The 25,480-nt window shown below is 57.1% G+C and carries 21 protein-coding genes; 10 read left to right on the top strand and 11 right to left on the bottom strand.

The genetic code is table 11. The annotated features are described in order from the left end of the window. Nucleotides 1-71: 71 nt before the first annotated feature. The 10 genes from HDE80_RS16780 to HDE80_RS16735 form a co-directional block, all read right to left on the bottom strand. Entirely contained in the window at nucleotides 72-698 is a 627-nt protein-coding gene (locus tag HDE80_RS16780; RefSeq protein ID WP_184672806.1) for a hypothetical protein, read from the bottom strand. A 10-nt stretch (nucleotides 699-708) separates the two neighbouring features. After that, nucleotides 709-2,463 (bottom strand): putative porin, encoded by a 1,755-nt coding sequence (locus HDE80_RS16775; RefSeq protein ID WP_184672804.1) that lies wholly within the window; start codon nucleotides 2,461-2,463, stop codon nucleotides 709-711. 63 nt (nucleotides 2,464-2,526) lie between these two features. Continuing rightward, nucleotides 2,527-3,204 carry an energy transducer TonB gene (locus HDE80_RS16770; RefSeq protein WP_184672802.1) on the bottom strand — a complete coding sequence of 226 codons (678 nt, stop codon included), beginning with the start codon at nucleotides 3,202-3,204 and terminating at the stop codon, nucleotides 2,527-2,529. Between the two features lie 15 nt (nucleotides 3,205-3,219). Continuing rightward, on the bottom strand, nucleotides 3,220-3,624 hold the full coding sequence (locus tag HDE80_RS16765; RefSeq protein WP_184604336.1) for a biopolymer transporter ExbD: 405 nt from the start codon (nucleotides 3,622-3,624) through the stop codon (nucleotides 3,220-3,222). Nucleotides 3,625-3,635: 11 nt separating this feature from the next. Beyond that, a complete protein-coding gene (locus tag HDE80_RS16760; RefSeq protein ID WP_221437668.1) occupies nucleotides 3,636-5,285 on the bottom strand; it encodes a MotA/TolQ/ExbB proton channel family protein in 1,650 nt (549 codons plus the stop codon). 215 nt (nucleotides 5,286-5,500) lie between these two features. Next, nucleotides 5,501-7,111 carry a ShlB/FhaC/HecB family hemolysin secretion/activation protein gene (locus tag HDE80_RS16755; RefSeq protein ID WP_184672798.1) on the bottom strand — a complete coding sequence of 537 codons (1,611 nt, stop codon included), beginning with the start codon at nucleotides 7,109-7,111 and terminating at the stop codon, nucleotides 5,501-5,503. Nucleotides 7,112-7,736: 625 nt separating this feature from the next. Continuing rightward, the gene (locus tag HDE80_RS16750) at nucleotides 7,737-8,744 is read right to left on the bottom strand and encodes a FecR domain-containing protein (RefSeq protein ID WP_184672796.1); all 1,008 of its coding nucleotides are present in this window, start codon (nucleotides 8,742-8,744) and stop codon (nucleotides 7,737-7,739) included. A 4-nt stretch (nucleotides 8,745-8,748) separates the two neighbouring features. Continuing rightward, nucleotides 8,749-9,294, bottom strand: coding sequence for an RNA polymerase sigma factor (locus tag HDE80_RS16745; protein WP_184672794.1), 546 nt, complete (start codon nucleotides 9,292-9,294; stop codon nucleotides 8,749-8,751). A gap of 12 nt (nucleotides 9,295-9,306) precedes the next feature. Next, nucleotides 9,307-10,065 carry an STN domain-containing protein gene (locus HDE80_RS16740; protein WP_184672792.1) on the bottom strand — a complete coding sequence of 253 codons (759 nt, stop codon included), beginning with the start codon at nucleotides 10,063-10,065 and terminating at the stop codon, nucleotides 9,307-9,309. Between the two features lie 869 nt (nucleotides 10,066-10,934). Beyond that, entirely contained in the window at nucleotides 10,935-13,322 is a 2,388-nt protein-coding gene (locus HDE80_RS16735; RefSeq protein WP_184672790.1) for a transcriptional regulator, read from the bottom strand. A 463-nt stretch (nucleotides 13,323-13,785) separates the two neighbouring features. Here HDE80_RS16735 and HDE80_RS16730 point away from each other — a divergent pair, with 463 nt between their 5' ends. The 10 genes from HDE80_RS16730 (at nucleotide 13,786) to HDE80_RS16685 (ending at nucleotide 23,993) form a co-directional block, all read left to right on the top strand. Then, nucleotides 13,786-14,235: a type IV pilin protein gene (locus HDE80_RS16730; protein ID WP_184672788.1), complete on the top strand. Its 450-nt coding sequence runs from the start codon at nucleotides 13,786-13,788 to the stop codon at nucleotides 14,233-14,235. Further along, the gene (locus HDE80_RS16725; RefSeq protein WP_184672964.1) at nucleotides 14,232-14,849 is read left to right on the top strand and encodes a GspH/FimT family pseudopilin; all 618 of its coding nucleotides are present in this window, start codon (nucleotides 14,232-14,234) and stop codon (nucleotides 14,847-14,849) included. Before HDE80_RS16730 ends, HDE80_RS16725 begins: the two co-directional genes overlap by 4 nt. Further along, a complete protein-coding gene (locus HDE80_RS16720) occupies nucleotides 14,846-15,343 on the top strand; it encodes a hypothetical protein (RefSeq protein ID WP_184672786.1) in 498 nt (165 codons plus the stop codon). Before HDE80_RS16725 ends, HDE80_RS16720 begins: the two co-directional genes overlap by 4 nt. Further along, nucleotides 15,249-16,496: a PilW family protein gene (locus HDE80_RS16715; protein ID WP_345776470.1), complete on the top strand. Its 1,248-nt coding sequence runs from the start codon at nucleotides 15,249-15,251 to the stop codon at nucleotides 16,494-16,496. The genes HDE80_RS16720 and HDE80_RS16715 overlap by 95 nt, the downstream gene beginning before the upstream one ends. Nucleotides 16,497-16,501: 5 nt before the next feature. After that, nucleotides 16,502-17,110, top strand: coding sequence for a hypothetical protein (locus tag HDE80_RS16710; RefSeq protein WP_184672784.1), 609 nt, complete (start codon nucleotides 16,502-16,504; stop codon nucleotides 17,108-17,110). 59 nt (nucleotides 17,111-17,169) lie between these two features. Beyond that, nucleotides 17,170-21,189 (top strand): PilC/PilY family type IV pilus protein, encoded by a 4,020-nt coding sequence (locus HDE80_RS16705; RefSeq protein ID WP_184672783.1) that lies wholly within the window; start codon nucleotides 17,170-17,172, stop codon nucleotides 21,187-21,189. Nucleotides 21,190-21,659: 470 nt separating this feature from the next. After that, a complete protein-coding gene (locus HDE80_RS16700; protein WP_184672782.1) occupies nucleotides 21,660-22,091 on the top strand; it encodes a roadblock/LC7 domain-containing protein in 432 nt (143 codons plus the stop codon). A gap of 51 nt (nucleotides 22,092-22,142) precedes the next feature. Beyond that, complete coding sequence (locus HDE80_RS16695; protein ID WP_184672781.1) at nucleotides 22,143-22,502, top strand: roadblock/LC7 domain-containing protein; 360 nt, start codon at nucleotides 22,143-22,145, stop codon at nucleotides 22,500-22,502. Nucleotides 22,503-22,540: 38 nt separating this feature from the next. Further along, nucleotides 22,541-23,473: a hypothetical protein gene (locus HDE80_RS16690; protein ID WP_184672780.1), complete on the top strand. Its 933-nt coding sequence runs from the start codon at nucleotides 22,541-22,543 to the stop codon at nucleotides 23,471-23,473. Further along, a complete protein-coding gene (locus HDE80_RS16685) occupies nucleotides 23,466-23,993 on the top strand; it encodes an ATP/GTP-binding protein (protein WP_184672778.1) in 528 nt (175 codons plus the stop codon). The genes HDE80_RS16690 and HDE80_RS16685 overlap by 8 nt, the downstream gene beginning before the upstream one ends. Nucleotides 23,994-23,995: 2 nt before the next feature. On the opposite strand, the gene HDE80_RS16680 is transcribed toward HDE80_RS16685, so the two are convergent. Continuing rightward, a complete protein-coding gene (locus HDE80_RS16680; RefSeq protein ID WP_184672776.1) occupies nucleotides 23,996-25,042 on the bottom strand; it encodes an AraC family transcriptional regulator ligand-binding domain-containing protein in 1,047 nt (348 codons plus the stop codon). Between the last annotated feature and the right edge of the window lie 438 nt (nucleotides 25,043-25,480).

Here is a 25,480-nt window from a genome sequence, read left to right as displayed (position 1 = left end):
ACCCTCGTGGAAACACTGGTTTGAATAGTGAACAAAAATGCGCTTTGAGTCGTTGCATTACAACGGCGTCATCACGGCTTCTTCGTACTCACCGCATTGGGGTCGTAGCGTTGTTCGTACAGCTGATCGCCATACCCTTGCGCCGCGTTTTCCAGCTTGACTCGCGACGATTGAGCGAACGGCTCGCGGCTGGATAAAACCGTGCGCACATTTATATGACTGTACGCATCGAGAATTTCGCTACCCACCTTGTATAGCTGGACGTTTTTCGCAGTACATGTGGTTACCTGGCCTTGCGCCACTTTCAATTGGCTGGTCAGATCGGCTTCACTTGCATCCTGCGCTTGCATCTGCACTTTCAACTGAGCAAGTGTCTGGTGTTGTTGTTGCAACGTTGCGTCGTCTGCCGCTCGCGCGGCGTGTTCACGAGTCAGTTCCGATGCGTCGCGCCCGGCGAGTGATTGCTTGCTTGCCAGCTCATTTTTCGCTGCCGCCAACGCCTTGCGTGCCTCATCGCGCTCCTGCTCCAATGTAGCCTTCTGCGCCTGCCATTGCGCTTGTTGGTCCTGAAGATTCTGTAGCTGGCTGCGTGTGTCGCTGAGTTGGCCGCGCAACTGCTCCTCCAGGGTTTGGGCCGTGGCGGGATGTGTAAGCATCAGCAAGCATAGGATGCTTAATGAAATCACGAAGCGCTTCATCATTCGATCCTCAGAATTTCGTGCTGAGCTCAATCTGCAACACATCGATGGCCAAGGGTGGGCCGTACACCTGCTTGGCATCGTAATAGCGAGCCGATAGCCAGGTACGCGGTGCAATGCCGTAGTCGGCGGTGAAAATGAAGCCTTTGTTGTTGGTGCCGCCAAGGTCGAAGTTCGCGTCTGTCAGACCATCGAGCATCGAATCGGGCTGTACGTACTTGTAGCCGAGCGCGATGTTCCATTCGTTGGCTTCCATGGGATGCGGCGTGCCGACAATGCCGCGCACCAACCACGCAACCGGCCCGCTTTTGTAGGGACCCTGAGTGGTTGCCGTTGCACCGCTTTGATAGTTGTTGATAGGTTGGCCCAAGCCACCGGGATACCGATTCAAAGCGTCGCTTTCGTGGTAGGCCATATTGCGTGCATAGTCTGCCTGGAGACGGACCGACGTCTCACCTAACTTGAAGTCGAGCTGGTTGTAGAAATCGGCAACGTGATAGTTGTAAGAGAGGCCGACAAATTGCGGCTGTGCGTAATTGCTCGGCGATGAAGGGTCCGGGATGATGTCGCGTATCAAGAATACGGTGTTGCCCTTTTGCATGTACTGCGGTGCTGTGTCATCCGTACTGCAATAGTTGATCCCGGTGTAAAGGGCGCACGGTGAAGAGAGCTCGCCGCGCATGTGGTCGAAGTAGTAGTAGGCCAGCGCCGACTTAAATTGGGTATCGTTATCGATCTTCCATGTTGCACCTATTTGAGCGGCCGTCATCCACTTTTCATTGCTCACGTTCTTGTCGTAACCAAACGCCTCCGACGGTGAGTCAGAGGAGGTGTATTCAATAGGAAATGCGCCAACCGTTGCGAACGAGTTGAGACTATCCGTAAAGGGCAGATCGAAGTGGCCCGCAACGCCATCGAAATTCAGCTCAGTCGAATAAATAAGATCCGACACCACAAACGGCTGCGCCATACGGCCAGCCGTGAGCGAACCCCAATCGGTGGGCTGCCAGCGAATCCAGGCTTGATCCAACCAAAGGTCCTTCTTGGTCAAGCCGCCGCCCAACGTCTGTGTGGTGGACACCGGGTTGTCGTCGCTACCCGAGCCGACGCGAACACCTGCGGTTACCGTGTCGCCCAGTTTCACTGCAACGCCCAGGTGAGCCTGCAGACGCAGCATATTCAGGCGATCCTGCTGGGAATTGAGAATGGGCGGATTCGCGCCCTGCGTGATGCTGTTGATGTCGAACGGGCCATTGCGATTGAACGCACCGTAATCGATGAAGTACGGGGAGTTGTTTCGGCTGTAAAACCACGATTCGTCGCGCACATGCACGTCGCCATACCAACTGATACGGTCAAGCCATTCGGGTATCGCGTTAGGCGTGGCCCAATGTTCGGTCTTGGCTTGCGCAACCACTTCTTGCTTGACTTGATCGCGTATTTCGTTGCGCACACTTTCCGGCACGTATGCAACACGCACATCACCCGGCTGCGCGCCATCGGATGGGGGCGCTGCAGAAACAGCGCTGCGTGCCTGTGCAGCTTCTGTATTGGCCTGCGCAAGCAAGCCATCCGCATCGGCCTGGGTGATCAAGCCTCGCTTCACCATGAGTCGAATGAGATTGACCGTTGCATTTGGCGACGGCGCGGCGGCATCTTGGGCGAAGACCGAAACAGCTGCGCCACTCAGCAGGAGGCCGATGGATAGACACAGCAATCCCCGGCGTAGACGTCGGGGATCTCGGGCGGCAATTTTAGACTTCATCAGATTCTCCAATACGGTTACGCGGCGATCGTGCTCAATGAGAAAAGTGTGGCAATGCTGTATTCATCCCGGTCGATGGCCGCGCATCGCAACGCGCACCGGCATGCTCAGGCTTGGCGGCGGTGGCGTGTCGATGTGCAGGCCACGCAGTACGTCGAGTAGCGCGTTATCGGTGGCCTGTATGCCGCTGGAATTGATCAGCTCGATACGCGTAACACTGCCATCGGTGGACAGCCATAGCCTCGCGTGCACGTCAAAGATCAGCCTTCGCGTGCGGTCATCGCGTTGAATCGCTTCTTGCAGCGCGTAGCCCAAATATTGCTCGTAGGACGAACCGCCCACGCCACTGCCGCCATTGCTGCCGACCATGCCGCCACCGTCGCCGGCAGCGATGTTGAACGAGTCGTTGCCTGCCTGTGCCGGTGCATCGATGCTCACTTGCTTGGCGACATCGGGTGCCTGTTTCGGCGCCTCGACCGGCTTGGCCGGTTCGTTTGGCTTGGGCAACTCCTGTTTGACTTCTTCGAGCTTCTTGGGTTCGGGCGGCTTTTCTTTGGTTGGCGGAGGCGGTGGCGGCAATGGCGTAATCGTTGCGATGCGCGGCGCTTCTTTGCGAACGCCTACTTGATGGCGGGCAAACGTCCAGATCAGCCACGCAGCAATAAACACCGCCGCAAGCGCGATGATGCGCCCACGCCACTGGCGCCAACGCGATTGCTCTGGATACCCGGACTCATGCATCACAGCGCTCCGGGGTCAGTTGGACTTTTTGCCAGTCACGAGCCCGACCTGCGAGAGATCGAGGCGACGTAACAGGTCAAGGATGTCCACCACTTTCTGGTATTGGACATTCGAGTCACCCTTGACGATGACGGGGAAATCCGGCGTGAGCGCCTTCTGCTGGCGCAGCCGCTGCTCCAGCTCATCGATCGTCACCGGAAAGGCGTCCAGAAAGATCTGTCCACTCTCCGACACCGTGATCGCTTTGGTCTGTGCCTTGGCCAGGCTGACGGACGCGCTAGCCTTGGGCAGATTGACTTTGACGCCTTGCACCGCCGCAGTAGTCATGATGATGAAGATCACCAACAGCACATAGGCCAGATCGAGCATCGGCGTGATGTTGATATCGTCGTAGGGCTTGTCTTCTTCCTGGGCTCGCATGTGCGTTTCTCCTAACCATCAACAGTGGATTGATCGATGGCGCGGTGAAGCTCCGCGAGGCGCGTAACAAACTCGTCCACGAATACCTGCATGTTCGCGGTCACTGACTTGTTGCGCGTCAACAGGTAGTTGTAGCCAAACAGCGCAGGGATCGCGACGAACAAGCCGGCTACCGTCGCGAGCAACGCGGCAGAGATACCTGGTGCGATCGCGTTGATGTTGACGTCACCGGCGGCGGCGATGGCGGCGAACGTGATCATGACGCCGACGACCGTGCCGAGCAGGCCGAGGAAGGGACCGCCGGAGATGGCAATCGTCAACATCACCATCGAACGCGACAATGCCTGGTTTTCGCGCACCAGCGTCGAATCCATCACCGCCCGAATGGCCTCGATGGACTCGCTTGCGATCACGAGTCGGCCATGGCTATCGCGGCGACGCCACACTTCTTTGGCGCCGGTTTCATACAGTCGGTAAAGCGAGGAACCCATGAGCCCCCGCTGCTCACTCGGGGTCACCTTTCCGTCAGCAAGTCCCAGCAGATCGCCACCGAGCTCTCTAAAACGGCGCAGGAAACGATCGTTGGCGTTAGACACCAGCGACACATAACGCCCGCGCTGCCACATCACCACCCAGGAGATCAGGGCCATGATCATCAGTGCGCCGATGACCACCCACGCATCGACCGTGACTGACTTGACGATGATGCCGAAGTAACCAAAACCGAATCCAGATTTCTTCTCGTCTTCGCCATAAGCAACCAGCTTTGATTCAGCGCCCTGGGAAAGTGCATCGGCTGCGATGAGAACCGGCGAACGCGCGACACGCGAAAGTCTGACCTCGTCCATCTGCCCCACGAACGAGGCGTAAGGCACTGCAGTTGTACTGAGGTTGGCAAGGTCACCGCCGATCGTCGCGCCGGCATTCAATGCGGGCAACGTCGCGGACAGATTGGCGTAGCGCTTACCGTCGACATACAGCACGACATCGTTGCCGTTCGCAGTGACGGCAAGGTGAGTCCACACCGCAGGCTTCAGTGGAGTGCCCGCGACACTGCGCTGCGGCTGGTCACCGTCCACTTCAACGAAAGGCGCGCCGGCGTTGATGCCGATAAGGAGTGCCTTACCATCCTGTCGATGGCCGTACAACAACGTCTGTGTGGTTGGTAACGCGTCAAGCTTGATCCAGGCACTGAACGTGAAGCTGCCACCTTGCGTCGTGTTCAGCGACGCGCTACCCGGAAGTGTCAGCACAGTTGACCCCTCGAAACGCGCAGCGCTTCCGATGACGCCGCCATCAACAATGCGAGGAGTTCCGCCGACGACGTTGTTGCTATAGGCGGTCGCGTCTTTCGGCGCAGTGCCAGTCTTATCGTCAAAGTGGTACACAAGCGTGTAGTCGGCATCGAACGTCGCCGCTCCGCTGCTCAGCGCGGGTGCCTTGTCGTTGCCGTAATACATCCATACGGTTTGCTGACCACTGGCCGGCAGTTCGGGAACATCCAGCCAGATTTGCGCCACACCCATGACCGGGTCGAAGCTTTCGATCTGATAGTTGAGCGGCGTCTTGCCGTCACTGGCGACAAAGCGAAGATCAGTTCCTGTCTTTGTCACACCGTCAAATTGGAAGTTGCCCGGATGCAGCCGAATGAGCAATGGCATACGGCCCGCCGATTGGGCCAGGTCCGCTCCCTTCGCCGTGGTATCAATCGTGATTGGTTTGCGGTATGACCAATCGTCGTTCCACCACGACGTGTCGGTTGCAGTGCTCAGCCGCGGCATCAGCGCGAGAAGAAGCGCGCATGCAAAGATCAGGTAACGCATGGTCAGTGAACCTCTGTCCGAATGTGGCGATGTATTTACGGTGTCGAGACTTCTTAGAGCCCAGCCTTGACGCTGAAAAGGAGTTGCCCGTCATGCGCCTTGGTCTGCACGCCATTTCTGAGCGGATAGGCGTATTCGACTTGGCCATCCAAGTAATGAAACACGGTGAAGCGCGTACCAACGCCCGTACTCAGCAGCGTGAAGCGCCCGCGCTGTCCCGGTAGCGGATCGATCAACTGAAGGTGCGCGCCATCGAAAAAGGCATGGAAGCGCCAATCGTTGGCAAAGCTACCCAACCATGCATTGATGGATGGACTGCGCAGTTCAATGGAACCGACGCCACCGGTGTCGGCGGTCTCTTCGGCTGATAAGTAACCGCGCACGGTGGTTTCGCCACCGGCGGCAAATTGTTCGCTCGATACCAATGGCGCATCCGCCACTTGACCGCTGAAACGCGTGACCAGTGAGTAGTCGCCGGTGAATAGGCGCGAGTAATTGAAGTCGGCATGCAGGTACGCGAAGTTGTCGCGCGCGTTGAAACGTTGATTGTCGAAGGCCGAGTTTTCGCTTCCCGCCCCGCGCAGGCCGAAATTTCCGGCAAGGGTGAAGCCGGTTGTCGATTTTTCGCCAACATGTTGACCGGTGTAAGCAAGCGTCAGCGGAACGTAAGTCAGGGGCGCTTTTTCAGTCTCGCCGCCGAGCGTGATGTTCTGGTCAAAGTGCTTGCGGCTAACGCCAAACGACACCGACTGCGTGTATTGGCCCAGTGCTGACAACTGCAGGGTCGCCTGCAAACTGAACGCTTCGCCCTTGCCCAGTACGGTGGTACCGCCCAATGTGTTGGCGTTGCTGTTGGACTTATATCCCGAACCGAGCAAACTCCAGTCGCTGCTGAGTGGCGCCAAATAGGAGAGCGCATAGACCTCCGTCGCGCTTCGATCCTGCGGCGCTACGATATAGGACGCCGAAATGGTATGGCCCAGCTGCCAGAGATTGTCGTAACGGATGTTGGCGATCGTGCGCAAATCGGGCGTATCGGCGCTGTGATCGTTATCGACTTCGACGCTGCCATGCAGCGGATTGCTGTCATCGACCTTCAGTGTCACATCCATCGTCTGGGGCAGGCTACCGGGACTGAGTACCGGAACGACTTGCCGCCCAGGCTGTCGATTGAGATCGGTCAATTGTTGTTGAACGTTGGTGAAATTAGGCACCGTTCCTTCGGCGAGCGAAGGCACCGCGTCGCGAATGGCTTGTGGCGAATGATATTTGGCGCCAACGACGCGCACATGACCGATCTCGTTCTCCGAGACCTTCAACAAAACGACACCACCCTTCACTTGTTGTGGCGGAATTTCCACCACGACTGATTGATACCCGGCCGACTGATACAGCTTTTGCAGCGCGTCGCGCGCGGCGTGCACATCCGTCATGCTGCGGCCCGGACCAAGAAAAGGCTCTACTGTTTTTTCGATATCGACGGCACCGAGCAACGTATTGCCACGCACCAGATATTCGTTGATCTGATAGGTCGACGGTGCCGGTGTCGGCACACCTTTTGCTGCATCCTGCGCAGTGGCGTAAACAGGCAACAAAAATGCAACGGCAAGCGCCAACGGGCAACGCACGCCCCCCCATGCACAAATTCCCTTCCGCATGCTCATGCCTCGCCCTGATCCTGAGTCATTGATTCAGCTCCATGTGCAAAGCGACTTGGTGAAGCTAGCGCAAGGTAGATAACCGAATCACGACAAGCACGTGTCGGACTCAAAACATCAAATGAATCGGTGTTGGCAGCAGTGCCCTGAAAACCCCGCAGATGGGTTCGCGATGCGCCGTAATGGCCGCTCAAGGCCTGAACCGTTGCACGGCCATTCCGTTCGCACGGGTGTTCAGTGATCGGCAAAAAGACCCGGCGACCAAACGGCGTTGATACCCATAACGATCGCGCAGCTTTATTTCCGCATGTGGTAAGTGATCCATTCACGCGCCTGGTTTTTCTGATTCGATTGGCCACACAACATTTACCCTTCAGGGCCGGCGAAATGCCGTCCATCGATCAAATAGAGGATCCCCACGCAGTCGTCGAACCGCTCGCGGTGTATTTGCTGGCTGTACCAGGCGTCCATGCCTTCCAGTCATCGTCCTTGCATGGATAGACAGATGACAGCGTGTGCGACTGAACCGTGTCATTAAAATTTAATTTGCCGACACCAATCCACGCGAAAACGACGCCTTGAGACATCAAAGCGTCATACAGTTAGAAAGATTTGGCCTTCCAGATACGACTTAACTGAGAACGACGATGCCGCCGGGCAGTTCGATCACGCGGGCGCCATAGGCGTCACGAATCAAGGCGGCGACGTCGCCGAGTTGGTTGAGCGAAAATCTGGCCTGTACCTTCCGTGCAGCCAAGCGATCGTTTGCCAGGATGAGTTTTCCCGGGCGATAACGATTGATTTCCACGATGACATCCGAGAGCGGCTGACCATCGAAGATCAGTACGCGTCGTCGCCATGCCATGGTCAGATCGGTATCGGCGTGACTCAATGCGTCCATTCCGCCGCGACCGTAATCCACGCGCTGTTCTGCCATCAGAGATGCGCGCTTGCCGCCATACTCGAGTGTTGTCACGCCATCCAGACCCGTAACTTGCACTTGCGATCCCGTGCAGCGAATATTGCATTGTGTTTGCCCAGATACCTGCACGCGTCCTCCGCCGGCGTAAACCGTGAATTGACTTTGCGCTGCACCAGAGGTCTTGATATTGATCTCGCCGCTGATCAGGTCGAGGCCAACGGCATGTCCTGCGGCCTTGCGCAAATTCATCGTGGTCTGCGTGTTCATCTCGACGATCAGGCCCGGACTCAGTTCAACCTGCCGTTGCTCGCCCGTGCCGGTGCGGTAGTCCGCCGACATGTCCGATAACGATGGCCACAGTTGCAACGGCGGTCGCACCAGGAGGAGCGCCGCCGAGGCGGCTACAGCGCCACCGAGAAAGGTCCGACGCGTCATTCGCCTAGGCTGCATGCGCGGCTCCGACGAGATGGCAGTGACAGAGGTAGCGATTTGCGCCGCCTCACTTGGAGACACCGCTTGCGCAGCGGGCCCAAGGTTTTCCCAAAGACGTCGGGTCTGGGCGAATGCTTCCACATGCGCGCGACTTTGCGCGCACCACTGCTCAAATGCGCGCGCGTCTTTTGTGGTGACCATGTCCGACTTCAGATGCAAAAGCCAACGCTGCGCTTCGCGACGCAGGCCCGCTCCGTGGTTGGGGACGTTATCGAACAGTTTCATGCTTCTAAGACTCTTTTCCAGCGCCGGGACCGAACCGTTGGGTGATTTTTCGATCAAGCCGCTGCCCGCAATGGAAAAGTGCCTTTCTCAGCTCTTTCCCAACCATGCGCACGGAGATGCCAAACCTCAGCGCGAGCTCACTCAGCGGAACGTCGTCCAGCCGCGCTGCGGTCAGAATTTCCCGCTGACGGGAACTCAGCTCTCTCAACGCCTTTTCCAGCGCGTGCACTTCAAACTGTGCGTGCACAATCCGCGCGGGATCCAAGGTTTCGGCGCCAACGTTCAGCAATTCTTCCACCTCGCTCCCCGTCAAATAGCGCGCATCGACCTGGCGCTGATCCGCGGCGACGTTAAGCGCCATTCGGAAAAGGTAACCAATCGGATTGCTGAGTGCCGATCGACTGTCCCCCATTCGCTCAATGCGCAGATAGGTTTCTTGCAACGCATCGTTGACGAGATCATCGGAACCGAGCCGATACTTGAGGCGCCGCCGCAGTTCGGAGCGCTGTTCGAGGAACAAGCGAAGCAACGAAAACGGCGAAGGCTCCATGGCAGTTCTTTTCTACTGCGCTGCGTGGTCGGTTGTCGCGCAACCCAAGCCCGACTCAGCGCTTCGCGGTATCAACAGCACGGTTAATGGTTCTGGCATGGTCGAGGGAGGTGCGTCGAGTGTCAGTTGCTCCAATGCTCTCACGACCCGAGCGTTACGCGCCTGGGTTGACTCGCTCAATATGCGTGTCTTCTTCACGCGGCCATCGGCGGCTATCCATAGCTGCAGTGCGAGGCGGTAATTTCCTGGGCGCGTCTGCGGAGACCGGCAGAGCGCCAACTCGATCGGTTTCTGTATCCGTGCCGCATAGTGGCTGATGCTGCTTTCACTGCCTTCTGCGACAACATCGAGTTGACCCAATGTGCTGTTTGGACTGGCGTGAGCACCCGGATCAACCACCTTCAGAGTGAAAGCCTGATCGGAAGAATAGCTTGCTGTGAGACCGGTCCCTATCAGTATTTTCAGCAATGCATCCACTTTGTTGAAGTCTCCGAGCACCCCTTTGGAACGTACCCCAGCAGTCATTGCATCATCAAACAATACCGCTTGTCCGGTGACTTCGCTGTACTGCCTGAGCGCGGATAGAAGCGGCTGTGGCGGGATGTTGAAACTCACCTTTTCGATTTGGTTTTTTTTGTCCACCCCAGGAACCTGATACGGCAATGCCTGGTATGCCAAACACGTTTCCGAGAGCATCAGCCCCACAATACACAGCATCAGTCTGTGCTGAAATTGTTTGGCTGCACTCTTATTTACGCGATGACGCGCCACATCCCCTCTCCGAGCGGAACTGACAGGTTAAGTGTGCGATATGACAGTGGGGTGACGATACTTTGGGGCTTCTGGCGCTGCGCCAAGACAGGCGACAAGACGTCAGCGTTTGAAAGATGGCTTATCAGGTCAACGTCCAGCCTCGCACTGAATCCTAAAATCAGAACGTTGCCAAAAATAGGGACGGCGGGAGTCCTCCAGTACGCGACAGCGCGTTCCGGGTTCCAGCGCTCTATCGCGTCCAGGGCGACTATGATGCCTGAGGCGAGTCGCGTGACTCGACTATGAAACGCGTCTTCGCCAACGCCATTGTTCACACCGACTCAGTTGCACTGATCGCAAACATCGAAGCGTAACGTGGATGAACACGCGACAGGCTAAGTCGCATGTTTCAGGCCGACAACACGGCAATCGGCAGATACGTCGTTAGGCATATTCCAACCTACGACGTTGCTACAAGAGTTACGACTTCCAGCGGCGGTGCGAATACATGCGTGCAATACCTCTGAGGGGAGGGCAAGGCCGGAAACACCCTCCCCTCATTGGCAATTCCAGCTAGCTAGCGCAGAAAACAGGTCGCCGATGAAACAACTGTCATGTGGTACGAGCTTGGGGCATCGATGAGACAGTTCGAAATTTTCGGTGACTGCCTTCTGCACGGTCACGGTAACCCAACGCGATTCAAAGCGGCATCGCCTCATAGGCCAAGATACTTGTCTTGAGCAGTCCATTTGCCGTGGCATTAGAGAATCAGCGTGTGGCTTTTACCCTGCTCAATACGTAGCGTTATGTGCTTGTTCTCGTTGTCGATGTCTCGTCCATTCCACATTGCCAAAATCAAGCGGTGTTGTGTGCATCCCAGCGCTAAGCTACGGCCCATAGTCAGAAGACGCACCCACATGCAGTAATCGATCACCCGCAAGCTGTTCAGCCTTATTCCGAGACTTCTCCCAGGAAGATGTTTGGCCAAGCGCCTGGTATACACGTGCCTCAACCCAGGCGGCGCGCCAATCCGTATTACTCCACATGGAAAGACTGCCACTGACTGCTATAGCCTGATCGAGATGCCCGATGTCCAGGAGCATCAGCGCGTAGGATTTACCGACACTTACAATAACTTCTGGTACACCCAGCTTCTCCGCAGATGCCATGGCCAGCTTGAACTGCTCGACAGCCTTGTCATGATTCCCTTCGATCCAGTACTGAGCGGCAATCGCGCGTATCACATAGATGTGGGTCCAATCATCCTTCACCGATAAGTGGGTTTCCCACTCGACCATGGCCGAGACGTCATGCTTGGCCTCATCGGCCTTACCTGCACGCTGAAGGGCAGATATCCGAATAAGCCAGGTTTCTGCGTAATCTCGCCGATCGCCTTCCGCCAGTGCAGGCGTCAGCGCTTTCGAAGCCAATGACGCGGCGCGCTCGTTATTTCCCTGGTCCAGAGCCACCCTGGCGAGCAACTTGTTTGTCTCGGCAATCTGTGCGGCATCGTTCTTGGGATCTGCTTCGTTGACGATCAGCTCACCAAATGTAGCGGCTTCGGATGTTCGTCCGTTATCGGCCAGCGCTATAGCACGAACCATGGTTAATTCGCGGCGCATCGGAGCGTCGATGAATCCAAAATCTCTCTCATTCACGGGCCAGAAGCGATCCGTCGTGCCCAACTCGTCGGTGAACTTCAACAGCATTTGCTGCGCGTATGCCAAACCATCCAATGTAGACGGCAACATGGATCGCATGCCCATTCCATGGAACTGATCATAAGCATTCTGCAGCAAAGATACCGCCGCGTCGGGCTGCGCCCGGCGCTCAGCGAGAAGTCCCATCTCGAAATCCGCCTTGGCGGCACCTACGGCATCGCCCGACAACGCGTAGTTAACGCGGGCCAAGCCGAGATCAGAGGTCGCATCATCCAATCTCCACAGCATCTGTTCCACATAGGAATGATCCAAATAAGCGTTTGCCAGCGCCTCAGTGTCTTTCTGCTTCTGCAGCGTATGCAGCGCTTCAGTGAGTTTGGCCTCGCCTTCGACGTCTTGGTTTTTATCGCTGTAAATCATTCCGAGCTTTGTCAGGATTTCCCCACGCAAGACGGGTTCTTGTTTTTTATCGGTTAACTGCTTCAACAAGGTCGACAGGCGTTGTTCGCACGAGTCCTTTTTCCCTTCATCGCAATCGAGCGAAGCCACCGTGTAGGCAAGTTCCGGCTTGTTACGCAGGTCGGGCGGTGCCATATCGATCAGTTCGCGCGCGGCATATGGTTGGCCGGCCAACCTTGCCGCATCGATACGCTGCATGTATTCCAATTGCGAGTCACTGGCAACACGCGGTCCGCTCGCTCCCGCAGCGTAGCCAAGCTGTGCAAGCAGCAAATCGCTGGCAGCACGAGACGCTTCCAATACATCACTGGATGACGACTCAGCTCGCCATGTATGTCCATCCTGGCTCCTCGCATCCAGATGAACACGCCAGCGGTTACCTGCCAATTCGACATGTGGACGTATCACTAAAGCAAATGAAGAAAGCCCTTCACCCGAAGCATCGGCGCGCTCTTTAAGTAGTTCCAATACGGCTTGACTGGTTTCTGTGGGAATCTTTGCCTCGTGCAGTCTTGTCGATATCAGATCCATCAAGCCGAAATGCAGCCATTTCCAATCTTCGGGTGCATTGACCTCCACGGGAAGCACGATCGCCGCACTTTTGTTGAAATGAATAGCCGCTTGAGCCTTTTTTGGGCGAAGCCTCTGCTCTCCCGCGTAGCCTGCAGCAAGAACGAGCGCGAGAATCAAAGCAACAAAGAGGTAACGACGGACTGGCCTCACATGCGGCAAAATACCGATCGCGTCACCGTCATCCACGTCACCCGCAGCTTCCGAAACGAGGCCATATGGTTCGACGCCCGAATCATGTTTCACCGAAGCCGGCGCACCGAAAGTAACCGTAGTATCGAGCATCCAGCGGTAACCAACGCGTGCGATGGTCTTTATACAGCGCTGTTGCTCATTGCCGACATCGCCCAGCGTGCGCCTCAAGCGGACGATGGTCTGGGCCAGGAGATTCTCGCTTACGTCAGTACGTCCCCACACGGCGGAAATCAATTCGTCCTTTCCGATGGGACGCTCGCGGTGCTCGATGAGATAAACCAGGCAATCGAAAGCACTGGCAGGGACAAAGAGCGGCTCGCCATCTCGGCTCAGCTCTCTGGCAACAGGGTTGAGGCAAAAATCGCCGAACTTGTAAATCTTGGCTTCCATGCGGTGAATCATAGGCCTGAAGGGCTTGCCATTTCAGCGATGCAAGATACAGGCTCAGCCTGGGTGCTGAATATCCAGAACGCCACGCTCGAACGCAAGCTTGCCAGTTAGGGCGAGTCGCTTCGGTTGGGACTTGATGACTTGGCCGAAGCGACTTTCGTTGCGGCCTCCGTGCTCCGAGATTCGAATGTGGGTTTCCGGCTGATCCCCATATATGCCTGTCTATTGGGGCCAACGTGTTCTTCGTCACGTGCAATAGGTCGCAATGCGGCGGCGGCGTCCTAAATTGACAAACATCTGGCACCTTGCGGCGATAGATGGCCTGTCCGCAAAACGCGATGATTTGATCGCAATGTCTGATAACAGGCAGACACGGCCACATGGATGTCAATTCGGTGCGGATTGCACATGACGCAATCTTTTGGAGCCACGCACGGGCTCCCGATCGTTACAGGGGCAATCCATGAATGACAGATGCTTGCATCGCAGGCATGCGGCAGGTTTTACGTTGATCGAGCTGATGATCGTGGTGGCGATCATTGCGATCCTCGCCGCCATCGCCATGCCGATCTATAGCAACTACGTCACGCGTAGCAAGCTTACCGATGCGCAGAACGGGCTGAGTGCCACGCGTGTCCTGATGGAACAGTACTACCAGGACAACCGGCAATACCCGAGCACGAGTAACTCGGCTAACTGCGGCGCGAGCATGCCCACATCGCAGTATTTCAGCTACACCTGTGCCTTGACCTCGGCGGGCTACACCATCACGGCCAGCGGATCTTCTCCCTCTACCATCAATTTCCAGTTCACGATCAACCAGGCCAATGCGCGCGGCACCTCCTACGCTGGCAGCTGGTACACCACCCCAACTACTACTTGCTGGGTTACCGCTCCGGGTGTGTGCCAATGAGTCGATCCGGGCAGCCTGGTGTCAGCCTGATCGAGCTGATGATCGTGATTACGATCACGGCCATCCTGGTCATGCTTGGCATTCCCAGCTTCCAGCAGTGGATGCTCAACACGCGCATCCGCAGCGTCACCGAATCGATCCAAAACGGGCTGCGGCTCGCCCGCAACGAAGCATCGCAGCGCGGCGCCGACGTGCGCTTTCAGTTGATCTCCAGCAGTAATTGGCAGGTCTGCACGTTACCTGCCAGTGCAGCCAGCGCAGCTGCCGCCACCGATTGCAGCAGTGCCTCGAGCACGGTGCTGCAGACGGTCAATTCGCCCGGCAGCGCCAGCAACGTGCAGGTCGGCGCCACGACGGCCACCAGCAAGGTAGCCACCAGTGCCTATAGCGGAATCATCAGCGGCGGCATTCCGGCTGGCATCACGTTCACCTCCCTGGGCCGCCCGTCCGACTACGGCAATACATCGATTCTGCGCATTGATGTCACCGCGGCCGAAGCGTCAATGCAAGCGACCAGCCGACGTCTCGTCACCACCATCTCGGTGGGCGGGATGGTGAACATGTGCGACCCCGCTTTCACGCTAAGCGCTAACAGCCCGCAGGGGTGCCCATGAAATACGTAGACCCTCGATGGAGCCGCACGCGGCCCGCCACAACACGCCGTGGCTTTGTCCTGCTGGATGCCTTGGTCGCGGTCGTGATCTTTTCGATCGGCATTGTCGGACTGGTGGCATTGCAGGGGGCGGCGATGCAGATGACCGGCGCCGCCGGCTATCGCATCGACGCAGCCATGCTGACCGATCAGCTTATCGCGCAGATGTGGGCCAATGGCGATCCCAGTCAGCTGCTGACTGATTACGTCGGCAGCGGCGGCAAAGGCGATACCAAATATATGACCTGGCTCAGCAGCATCGATTGCACGTCGACATTGCACGTGACGGGCTGCCTGCCCGGCGTCCCGGCCAATCCTCCCAGCATCCAGGTAAGCCAACAGGCCATCACCAATTCAAGCAATGCCCAATACCAAGTCACGATCACGATCAACTGGCAGGCTCCCGGTGAAAGCAACCCGCATAGCTATGTATCCATTACCGACATTGGCTATTGATCCCATGCTTCGCTTACGACTACGTCGCTTAAGACAGCAGGGTTTCTCGTTGATCGAACTGTTGGTCGGCATGTTGGTGAGCATGATCTGCATCCTGGCGATCATGTCGGCTTTCGCGGTCTACGAAGGCCATAAGCGCACCACGACAAGCGGCAACGATGCTCAGCAAAACGGCAGCTATGCGTTGTATGCGATGGAGCGACAATTGCGTACGGCCGGTTCGGGCATCGTGCAGGGCTTTAACTACAGTCTATGGGGCTGCCCGGTCAGTGCGTATAGCTATACGGGCAGCAGCACGACGCCAACCTTGCCGGCCACGTCCCTGCCCGCTCCATTCAGCACCTCCAGCTGGCCGCTGACTGCACGATTGGTACCGGTGTTGATTGCGGCCGGCGGCAGCAATGCGGATGTCATCGGTACGGTCAGCGGCAACTCGGCGTTGCAGGTTTTCCAGATCACCGTCAGCAGCACACCCTCGGCAAGCAGCGTGGTGGTCAGTAATGCTCTGGGCATCCTGACGGGCGACTATCTTATAGGCACGCTGTCCAATGGCACCTGTGCATTGGTGCATACCCCCAGCGCATCGCCGACGGCGCAGGTCAGCAGTACCAACATCGCGCTGGATATGACCAACAGTGCGCCGACTGGCCTGATCACGGCCACCAAGTTGTTCGATCTGGGCCCCTCTCCCGCTTTCACCCTGTTCGGCGTCGATCCCAGCACCAACTCATTGGTGTCGTACGACCTGCTGCAGCGGCCGATCAACAATAATGCCGCCACCGTCATGCCGATCGCCGATGGCATCGTGCAGCTCAAGGCGCTGTACGGCATCCACAATATTGGCGATACCAATCCCAACCAGATCGATCAATGGGTACAGCCCACCGGCACCTGGGACATCGGCACGCTCACCGCGAGCACGGCTGCGGCACAAACGGCTATGTCGCAGATCCAGGCGATCCGCGTTGCCGTAGTCGCACAAAGCCGATTGTCGGAACGTTCCACGGATTACGTCGGCGGCACGTCGCTGACGCTGTTTCCCGATCTGTCGTCGTCGTTGCAATACACCGTGACCACGCAGACGCAGTATCGCTACAAGGTTTACGACACCACGATTCCGATCCGCAACGCACTCGTCACCATGCACTACTAAACGACATGAATATTCCCATCACGAATTCGATCCGCCATGGCCGCCGGTATCGGCAACAAGGCATGGTCTCCACCCTGATTGCACTGATTGTGCTGGTGGTGTCGTTGCTGGCCGCGATGGCGCTGATGCGCTCGGTGGACACCAGCAACACCATCGCCGGCAGCCTCACCTTCCGCCAGAGCGTGTTGCAGGAAGCGGAGCGCGCCTATGTGGACGCCCAGCAAAAGATCACCTTTACCCAACCCACCAGCGATGCGGATAACGCCCCGCTCGGCTATTACGCCGAGCCGCAACCTGCCACCGCGCGATCCGCCGGCGACGTGCCCAACGTGTTGGTGAACGCAGTCAGCGGTAGCATCGGTAGCGTCACGCCACTCAACAGCACCGACAACAGCGTGACCTATGTGGTCGAGCGGCTGTGCCCGACATCCGGTGCTGCCACCGTCACGGCCTGCATCGTGCCCGGCGCTTCGCTGCTTGGCGCCACCTCGTCCAACCAGACATCGGACAACCTGACGCCCTTCGACAACGGCGCCTATGCGGCCTTTCGGCTGACCGTGCGCGTCAATGGCCCAAAAGGAACCACCGCCTACGTGCAGACCATTCTGCGCTGATCCAACGGCGGCATCGTCGCCAGCACGACCAACTATCTATCGGCATTACGGAAGCGTCCATGTCCAAGTTACTTCGCGCACTACATCGGCTTTATCTTGATCGCGCACTGCTTGCCTGTGTGGCCACCTCGCTGGTCATCGGCCAAGCCGCCGCGCAGACGACGCTCTCCGATACACCGGTCTACAGCACCTCCAACGTGCCGGCGAACCTGATGTTGGCCCTGTCGGTGGAATATCCAACCGGCACGGTCGGCGCCTATACGAATGCGAGCAGCTACGCGCCGAGTACCACTTATCTCGGCTATTTCGATCCGACCAAGTGCTACGACTACAACAACAATACCGGCGCGGGCTATTTCATGCCGATCAACACCTCTGGCCCAGCCTGCAGCGGGCACTGGAGCGGAAACATGCTCAACTGGGCGTTGATGACCTCGTTGGACGAGTTTCGCCAAGCGCTTACGGGTGGCAATCGCATCGTCGACACGTCATCGACGACGGTGCTGGAGCGCTCCAACCTCAACGCGATACAAAGCAGTACCAGCAATTTCCCCAACAAGCAGATCGGCAGTTCGGTAAACGTGTCGCCCTCGACGGTGATCGGTGACAGCAATTATTCCTCGCTGACGAATGTGTATCTGGAGTCGGCCGGGCAAGGTATCACTTTCATCATTTCCAACAACAGCAGCTTCCGCAACAGCGGCCAGACCAACGGCATCAACAACCTTGCGACCACCTACAATGCGGAGGTGGCGGTCTGCGTAGCCAGCATGCTGGAGAGCAACTGCAACTCGGCGCACAAGTCCACTGATTACGTAGGCGCCGGCGCCTACAACAAGCCCGAAGGCTTGATCCAGCAGAACTACACCAAGATCCGTGTAGGCGCGTCGGCCTATGCCTTCCTGAATGGTAGTAGCCAGCCGAATGGCGCCGTGCGTGCGCTGCTGCGCGACAACGGTCCCACCACCTACAACGGCTACGGCGCCCGCCAAACCAACAGCTACGCGGAATGGGACAGCAAAACCGGTATTTTCTATACGAATCCAGATGCGGCCGACTCCATCTACGCCACCGCACCGGGCGGTGGCGCCTTTCCCAAGAGCGGTGCCATCAACTATCTGAACCAATTTGGCTATCAGGTTAATTACGAGCTATACGATACCGTCAGCGATCTCTACTGGGCAACGCTGGCCTACTACATGCAGGTGCCACTCGACTCGACCTATACCGCCGGCCTCAGCTCAACCAACAGTGCCGATCCCAGTTTCCCGGTCTTTACCGGCGCGCCGGCCAACTCGTCCGCGCACCCGACCGTCAACGATCCGATCCAGTACACCTGCCAGAACAACGCCATCGTTACGATCGGCGATGCGCACACCTGGTATGACACGCGCGTACCGACCAGCGCGCCGGCCAGCCAGATCGGCGCGGCAGGAACGCCGCTTACGCCACTCAGTGTCGGCGGCACCGTCGCCGTAGGACTGGATGCATCGTCATATACCACGCAGCTCGGCAATCTGCCCTTGATCGAGGCGCAGGGCACGACGGCCGCTTCCAAAACCATGGCGCAGTATCTAGGCGTGACATCTCTGGGCACCACCTTCGAAGTCAGCGACACCGGACAGGCCACCTACAACATGGCCGGCCTCGCCTATTACGCACACATCAACGACATTCGTGGCGACGTCTCCGGCAACCAGAAAGTCTCCACGTATACGATCGACGTGCTGGAACCCGGCAGCTACGACGGACAAACCAACGAATGGACCTATTACCCTAGTTCGCTGGGCAGCGGTCCCGGACCCAACATGTACTGGCTGGCGGCCAAGTACGGCGGCTTCAACGACATCAATAACAACGGTATTCCGGCCAATATCCTCACCTGGCATACCAATAGCACGACTGCAGCAGCCCAGAATCTGCGCCCGGACAATTATCTGCCCGGCAACCAGGCGAACTTGATCCAGTCTGGCCTGCAGCAGATTTTCAACAATATTGCATCGACGGCTTCGCAGACCGGTTCGGGCCTTACCGTCAACTCGACGCGCAGCCTTGCCAATATCACGGCCGGCACGGCGCCCTACTACGCTCCGGTGGCGGGCTTTCCCGCGTACACCACGCAATACACGCCCGTGGTGTGGACGGGTGACCTGTCCGGTTTCGTAGCAACCAGCACAGTAGGCAGCACCGTGACGGCAGCGACCGGCAGTACGCCATGGCATGCGCAACTTCAGTTGGACACGCTGACCCAGAGCACGTCTTCGTCAGGCGCCACGATCATCGGCTGGAATACCGGCCGGCGCATCGTCACGTGGAATGGAACCGCGGGCGTACCGTTCCGTTACAGCAGCCTTTCGGCGTCCGAGCAATCGGCGGTCAACACGACCGGCAACGGCGCTGCGCTGGTCAATTACCTGCGCGGCGACAAGAGTAACGAAGGCACCTTGTTCCGTGCACGCAGCCATATTCTCGGCGACATCGTGAATTCGTCTGCCGTACTGGTGCAAAGCGCGCTGTCACCGTCTTACTCGGAAACCACGAATCCGGGATACACCGCCTTTACCACCAGCATCGCCAACCGCGAGCCGGTAGCGTACGTCGGCGGCAACGACGGCATGCTGCATGCGTTCGAAGCGGACTTCCAGTCCGCCACCAGCACCAATCCGGTGACCGGCGGCGGCAGTGAATTGTTTGCCTACGTGCCGAGCCTGCTTTACAACGGCCCCAACAGCACGCCGCTGGTCGATGGCCTCCCTGCCCTGGCCAATCTCAACGGTGTATCCACCAACAATTTCGCGCACCATTTTTATGTCGACGCCACGCCGCAAGTCGCGGATGTCGACTTTACCCTGAGCGGTAGCGGCAGTACCGCGCCCACTAGCACGGCAGCTAGCGCCAACTGGCACACGATCCTGGTCGGCGGACTTGGCAAGGGCGGCAAGGGTATCTACGTGTTGGATATCACCAATGTACCGAAGGCGCTCGACACCACCAGCAGCAACAGCGTGGAAAGCACGCAGGCGGCCAAGGTACTGTGGGAATTCACCGATGCCGACATGGGCTACAGCTACGGCGCGCCTCTGGTGGTGAAAACTCGCAAGTATGGCTGGGTGGTGATCATGACGTCGGGCTACGACAACACGTCAGGCTCGGATGCGCTGCAAGGCCACGGCATTCTGTACGTACTGAATGCCAAAACCGGTGCGCTGCTGCAAAAGATCGATACAGGTGTAGGCGGTACCAGCAATCCGGCCGGCCTCGCCCAGGCCGCGGCCTATACGCAAGATGTCACCGACAGCACCATCGATCAGGTGTATGCGGGCGATCTGCTGGGCAATGTCTGGCGTTTCGATCTGACTGAAGGCGCGGGCACAGGAAACTATCCTTCGCCGACACTGCTCGCCACGCTGGCCGATCCGTCCGGCAATCCGCAGCCGATCACTACCGCGCCGCGCATCGAGCTGAGTCTCAGCTCCAATCAACTGAGCACACTCCGATGGGTGTTTGTCGGCACAGGCCAGTTCCTCAACATCACCGACCTCACCAATACACAGCAGCAGACCATGTATGCACTGCGCGATGGCAGCGGCACCACACCGTCGACGACCGGCTTGCCGCTGGTGCGAAGTAACCTGGTCGCCAATACCAATCTAACCACCGGCCTCACATTGAGCGACAGCTCGCTCGGCTGGTATTACGACTTGACTGGCACGGCCGGCAGCGGCGGCGGTACCGAACGCATCGTGGTCAATCCGACAGCCACCGCCGGACTGAATATCGTTGCATGGGGCACCATCATACCGTCCAGCAATCCCTGCTCGCTGCAAGGTGCGGTATACGCTACGAGTTTCGCGGGCGAATCGTTGTTGCTCAGCAATAGCGGCGCGGCGGTACCCTATCTCACGACGCAATCCGCCGTGACCGGTGTGCAGTTGCTGCAGGGGACAACCAGCAGCGGCTCGACGGCCGCCACTCTTTCATCGAGTACATCGTCAGGGCAGAACGGACTGCAGAATCTCAGTATCAGTCCGGTTCAAAATCAGATAAAGCGCGTCAACTGGCGCGAGATACTCAACTAATGAAATTGCCAGAAATATAAAAAAGCGGACTCTTGCACAGAGTCGGTTGGTCGTTTGCAACCCGAGTGCGTTTCGATTTCGAAATACTCGCCGAGGGCAGCCCAGGCGTAGAGGTCGTCCGTGAGCTACGCAAGAAGTTCTCCGATATGACCATCGATGTCCTCGGGCTCCCGGCTTTCTACATTTGGATACCACATCCCTGCATTGGCGAAACGCTCAATGCCGGTGCGCAACCCAATGTATGCCATCGCGAGACATACGACACAGTGCAATTTAGACGTATCTCACGCTTCGGAATAAAGGTGACCTCAATTGACAGCTATTCGACCCTCAAATGCGATGGTCAACTTGAAGGTCTAACGCGATCATTCCGACCTACCAAGACATCGGGATAACGAGGTGGGGATAAACCAAGCGTCACCGCATTCGTCGACGTCACTCACAGCGATAACTATCGCTCGGTTACACCCATGCATGATTCAAACATCACCACCACTAGCGCCAATAAAGAAATGGCGGAGCTTCGTGTTATCTGCGATAGAGAGCTGGCCGAACTCTCTCAGAACTACCCTGAAATAAGTTTGGCCGTAGTAGCGAGTGCTGATGCTCGATTGATCAGTTTCAAGTCGGCAATAACGAGAGATGGCAATCGCCTTGCAGCCATGACCGGGGCATTACTTGGTCTGTGTGAATCCATGGCCAGGGAACTGTCGGCGGGCGCTTGCCGGTCCACCATTGTCTCTATGGACGACTATACCTGCATCATTGTGCATATCGAAGGACCTCAGTATCCGTTGGTTCTAGCGATCGGTGTTGACCATAGCATCATGCTCGCGCTTTCACGCCGCGTTGCCTTGGATCTGGCCACACGTATTTCCTCGCGCATGTATGGCTCCTCGTGAGCCTGATCAGATACGTACTCTCTTCGTTCTATTCCCTATGGAAAGCATCACATGAAAAATTTCAGCCTTGAGTCGCTACGAAGCATAGATGGGTATGTCGCCAGCGCCCTGGTCGACGAGGACAGTGGCATGTTGATGGCTGGCGACAGTGTGTCCAGCATAGATCTGGAACTGGCGGCGGCCGGCAATGCTGAAGTCGTACGTGCCAAGCGCAAGGTGGCTGCATCCCTCAAGCTCAATGACACGATCGAAGACATACTCATCAGTCTTGAGCGTCAATATCACCTTATTCGCCCGCTAGTGTCGAACAAGAATGTCTTCCTGTACGTGATCATCGACCGTCAGAAGTCGAACCTGGCAATGGCCAGGCACCACCTCAAGGCTTTCGAGAAAGCGCTGGATTTCTCCTGAGATAAGCACCCTGTAATACGGGTGTAAGGAAGGCAATCATGAATATCCAGATAGGTGTAGCAGGTCTACCGGAAGAGCTTGAGCTTCGCTTGTCGCTGGCTTGTGGACTGTTGGCGGCTTCCCATATTCATGTCGACGTACAAGAGTGGAAGGGGCGGGAAAGTGACATCCTGATCGTCGATCTGGACAGCGGCTATGGACGACTCGCGCACGAAATAGCAACGCGGCGCAAGCTGCCTGTACTCGTTTTTGCACGCAGCGATGGCGCCGAACATGCGAGCGAGTCGCGACTGGACCGGCAAGCCCCAGCGGCAGTTCTCGCCCGGACGTTGCAGGAGAGGCTGCTGCCAGCATCAACGACTTCGCCCGATAGTTTTCAAGGGTTGCTGGGCATCTGCCTGAGAGAGGTTGAATGCGGCCAGGATCTGCTCGTCAGACGCAGCGGCATTGCTTTGGTATTGCGGCATGTGGCCAGCCGTATTCATGCGCGCTCGGTCAGCGATCTGCACGCAGCAGAAGCACGCCTGCTGGACAACACGTGGTTATGCAGTACGAAACCTGCCATGGATACCCATGAACACGAATGGCTGGTCTCCCGCAGCTTGGATAGTTTTCTGGTCAACGCCTGCCTGCGGCATGAGTCCAGTTTGCCAACCTTGGGGGGGAACATGTATCGGCTGACTCGATGGCCCGATCTCGGCAATGTTACGGATGATCTGGACTCGTTGCGCCTTTCTTCCTTGCTCTATCGTTCGGGCCGGCCTGTTGAAGCGTTGAAACAACACACCAATGTCTCCGCAAAACGCATCAACGCTTTTCTTTGGGCGACGCTGGCCAGTGGCGCATTGGTGTGCGACGACGGCAATATCGCCACAACGCTCACTCAATCTCACCCCTCTCCCGCCACTGCCTCCGTCATTCAGCGCGTTGCAAGGCATTTCGGGTTGAAGCTCGGTTATTCGCATGTTTGATTCTGAAAAAACGATCAAACTCTTATTTGTTGGCCCGGTCGGTTCCGGCAAAACGACAGCCATACGCGCTATCTCCGATACCGCACCCGTCTCTTCCGAGAGGCCATGGATGGATGCCAGGCCCGGGGGGAAAGTCACAACGACCGTCGCCCTCGACTACAGCACGATCCAGCTGAGCCCGAATGAGACCTTGCACGTCTATGGTCTGCCTGGTCAGGATTACCTTGATTTCATGGGTCCGATTGTCGGACGCGGCGCACTCGGAGCTGTATTGCTGCTCGATGCCTCATCTTCATCGCTCAGCGACGATTGCTGTGCCGTCGTTGAAAGTTTGGCGCACATCGACCCGAACCTCAAATTCGTCATCGGTATCAGCAAAACGGATATCACGCCCACGTTCTCAATGGCAACCATGCACGCTCTTACGCGACGCATGAGCTTGTTCGTACCGATTTTCAGTATTGACCCACGTGATCCAACACAAGTAAGGCAACTGGTTCGAGCTTTGTTGTTGCTTTAGCTTTAGAGCGCTATCTCCATGGTGCCGTTACGCTCCAGCATGTAAGGCAGCTTGGCGCGGTATTGGCTGGGGGATTCGCCCGTCCAACGTCGGAAAGCACGGGTCAGATTTGCCGCATCGGAATAGCCTCGACGATTGGCAATCTCATCGACTGTCATCATCGTATTCAACACGTCACGCAACACTTCCTGCTTGCGCGCCTCATCCACCAACTGACGGAAATTGAACCCAAGATAGCGCAGCTTTCGTTTCAAGGTCCGACTAGACATGCATAGTGTCTGAGCCATTTCCTCCATACCGAGATAGGTTCCGTCTTCAAGTAGTAGCCGATTCTTTATGCGCGCAACCAGGCAATTGTTTTGACCATGCATGATACGTTCGCGTTCGCATTGCTGTCTTACCTGGCGCGACACCAGTGCTTGGGCACTTGGCAACACAAGGTCGAGATAGTTGCTTGGCATACGCACTTGGCATAACCCCGTCGAGAACCGCATTTTTGCCAGACGATCAAGATACGCAAATGTGTAAGAAGGCTGACCTCCTCTGAACCACATTTCGATATCTGGAAGCGCTTGTTCCGTCAGTTGCGTGCCAAGACATGCCGTCATGGTTGCAAGCCGCTCGAGGGCGCAGTTTCGCATGGTTGCTCCCGGGGCTAGATCCTGTATGTTCAACTCCGCCAGTCCATCTTGCTCATGCAGATCTATGCAGAATCCCGCGGTGCGCAGATCAAGATATTCCGCCCATAACCGCAGTGCATCCCGCAGGGTACGGCTGCTCATGAGTCCTAGTCCAAGAAGTCCATGCCAGGTGAGCGTGCAGCACAGCCCAAGCTCGAATCCCATGCCAAGGTCGCCGGTCAGACGTACCGCATTGGCCAGCAATGCAGCATCCTGTTGTGTGGTCAGACGCAAGCCTCCATCAAGTTGCGCGGTGCTAATGCCCGTATCCTCCAACGCCAACTCGATGGATATATTCCGCTGCTCCAGAAGCTGAAGCAGCCCCATGGCATATTCTGCCGAAACGTCGGCCCGGTACCATTCGTTCATGTTCTTGCCCCCGTACAAGAGCCGAGAGCTGCTTACCGTCACAGGTTAATGACGTGCGCCCTCATGGCGACGCGGATGTTCAAAGGAACGAGTCAGAAGCGCATGTGGTTTGCATGCGGCAATCATGCTTTTGGTATGACAACCATTTAAATCAACAGGATATGTAAACAACACAAGTTTCCTTCCGTACTTCCGCGCGACTCGGTTCGACCAGTCATCATTGGATGGGGCCTGATAAGCCAAGTTCTCAGCATCGGGGTGTTCCGATGAGACTGCGGATTCCGATCGGGCTGAACGCCGATTCCGACGAAGGCCTGAACAGGCCGCTGGTTGTAACCAGCACTGATTCACGCACCACTATTGCTGCCCAGCAACGTCATCGGCAAGCTGGGAGAGACTGCTTCCAACTGCGGACATTTCTTACCAACGGACTCTTAC

The organism is Rhodanobacter sp. A1T4 (assembly GCF_014207185.1).
GTDB lineage: Bacteria > Pseudomonadota > Gammaproteobacteria > Xanthomonadales > Rhodanobacteraceae > Rhodanobacter.
This window is presented reverse-complemented; position numbering and strand designations above follow the sequence as displayed.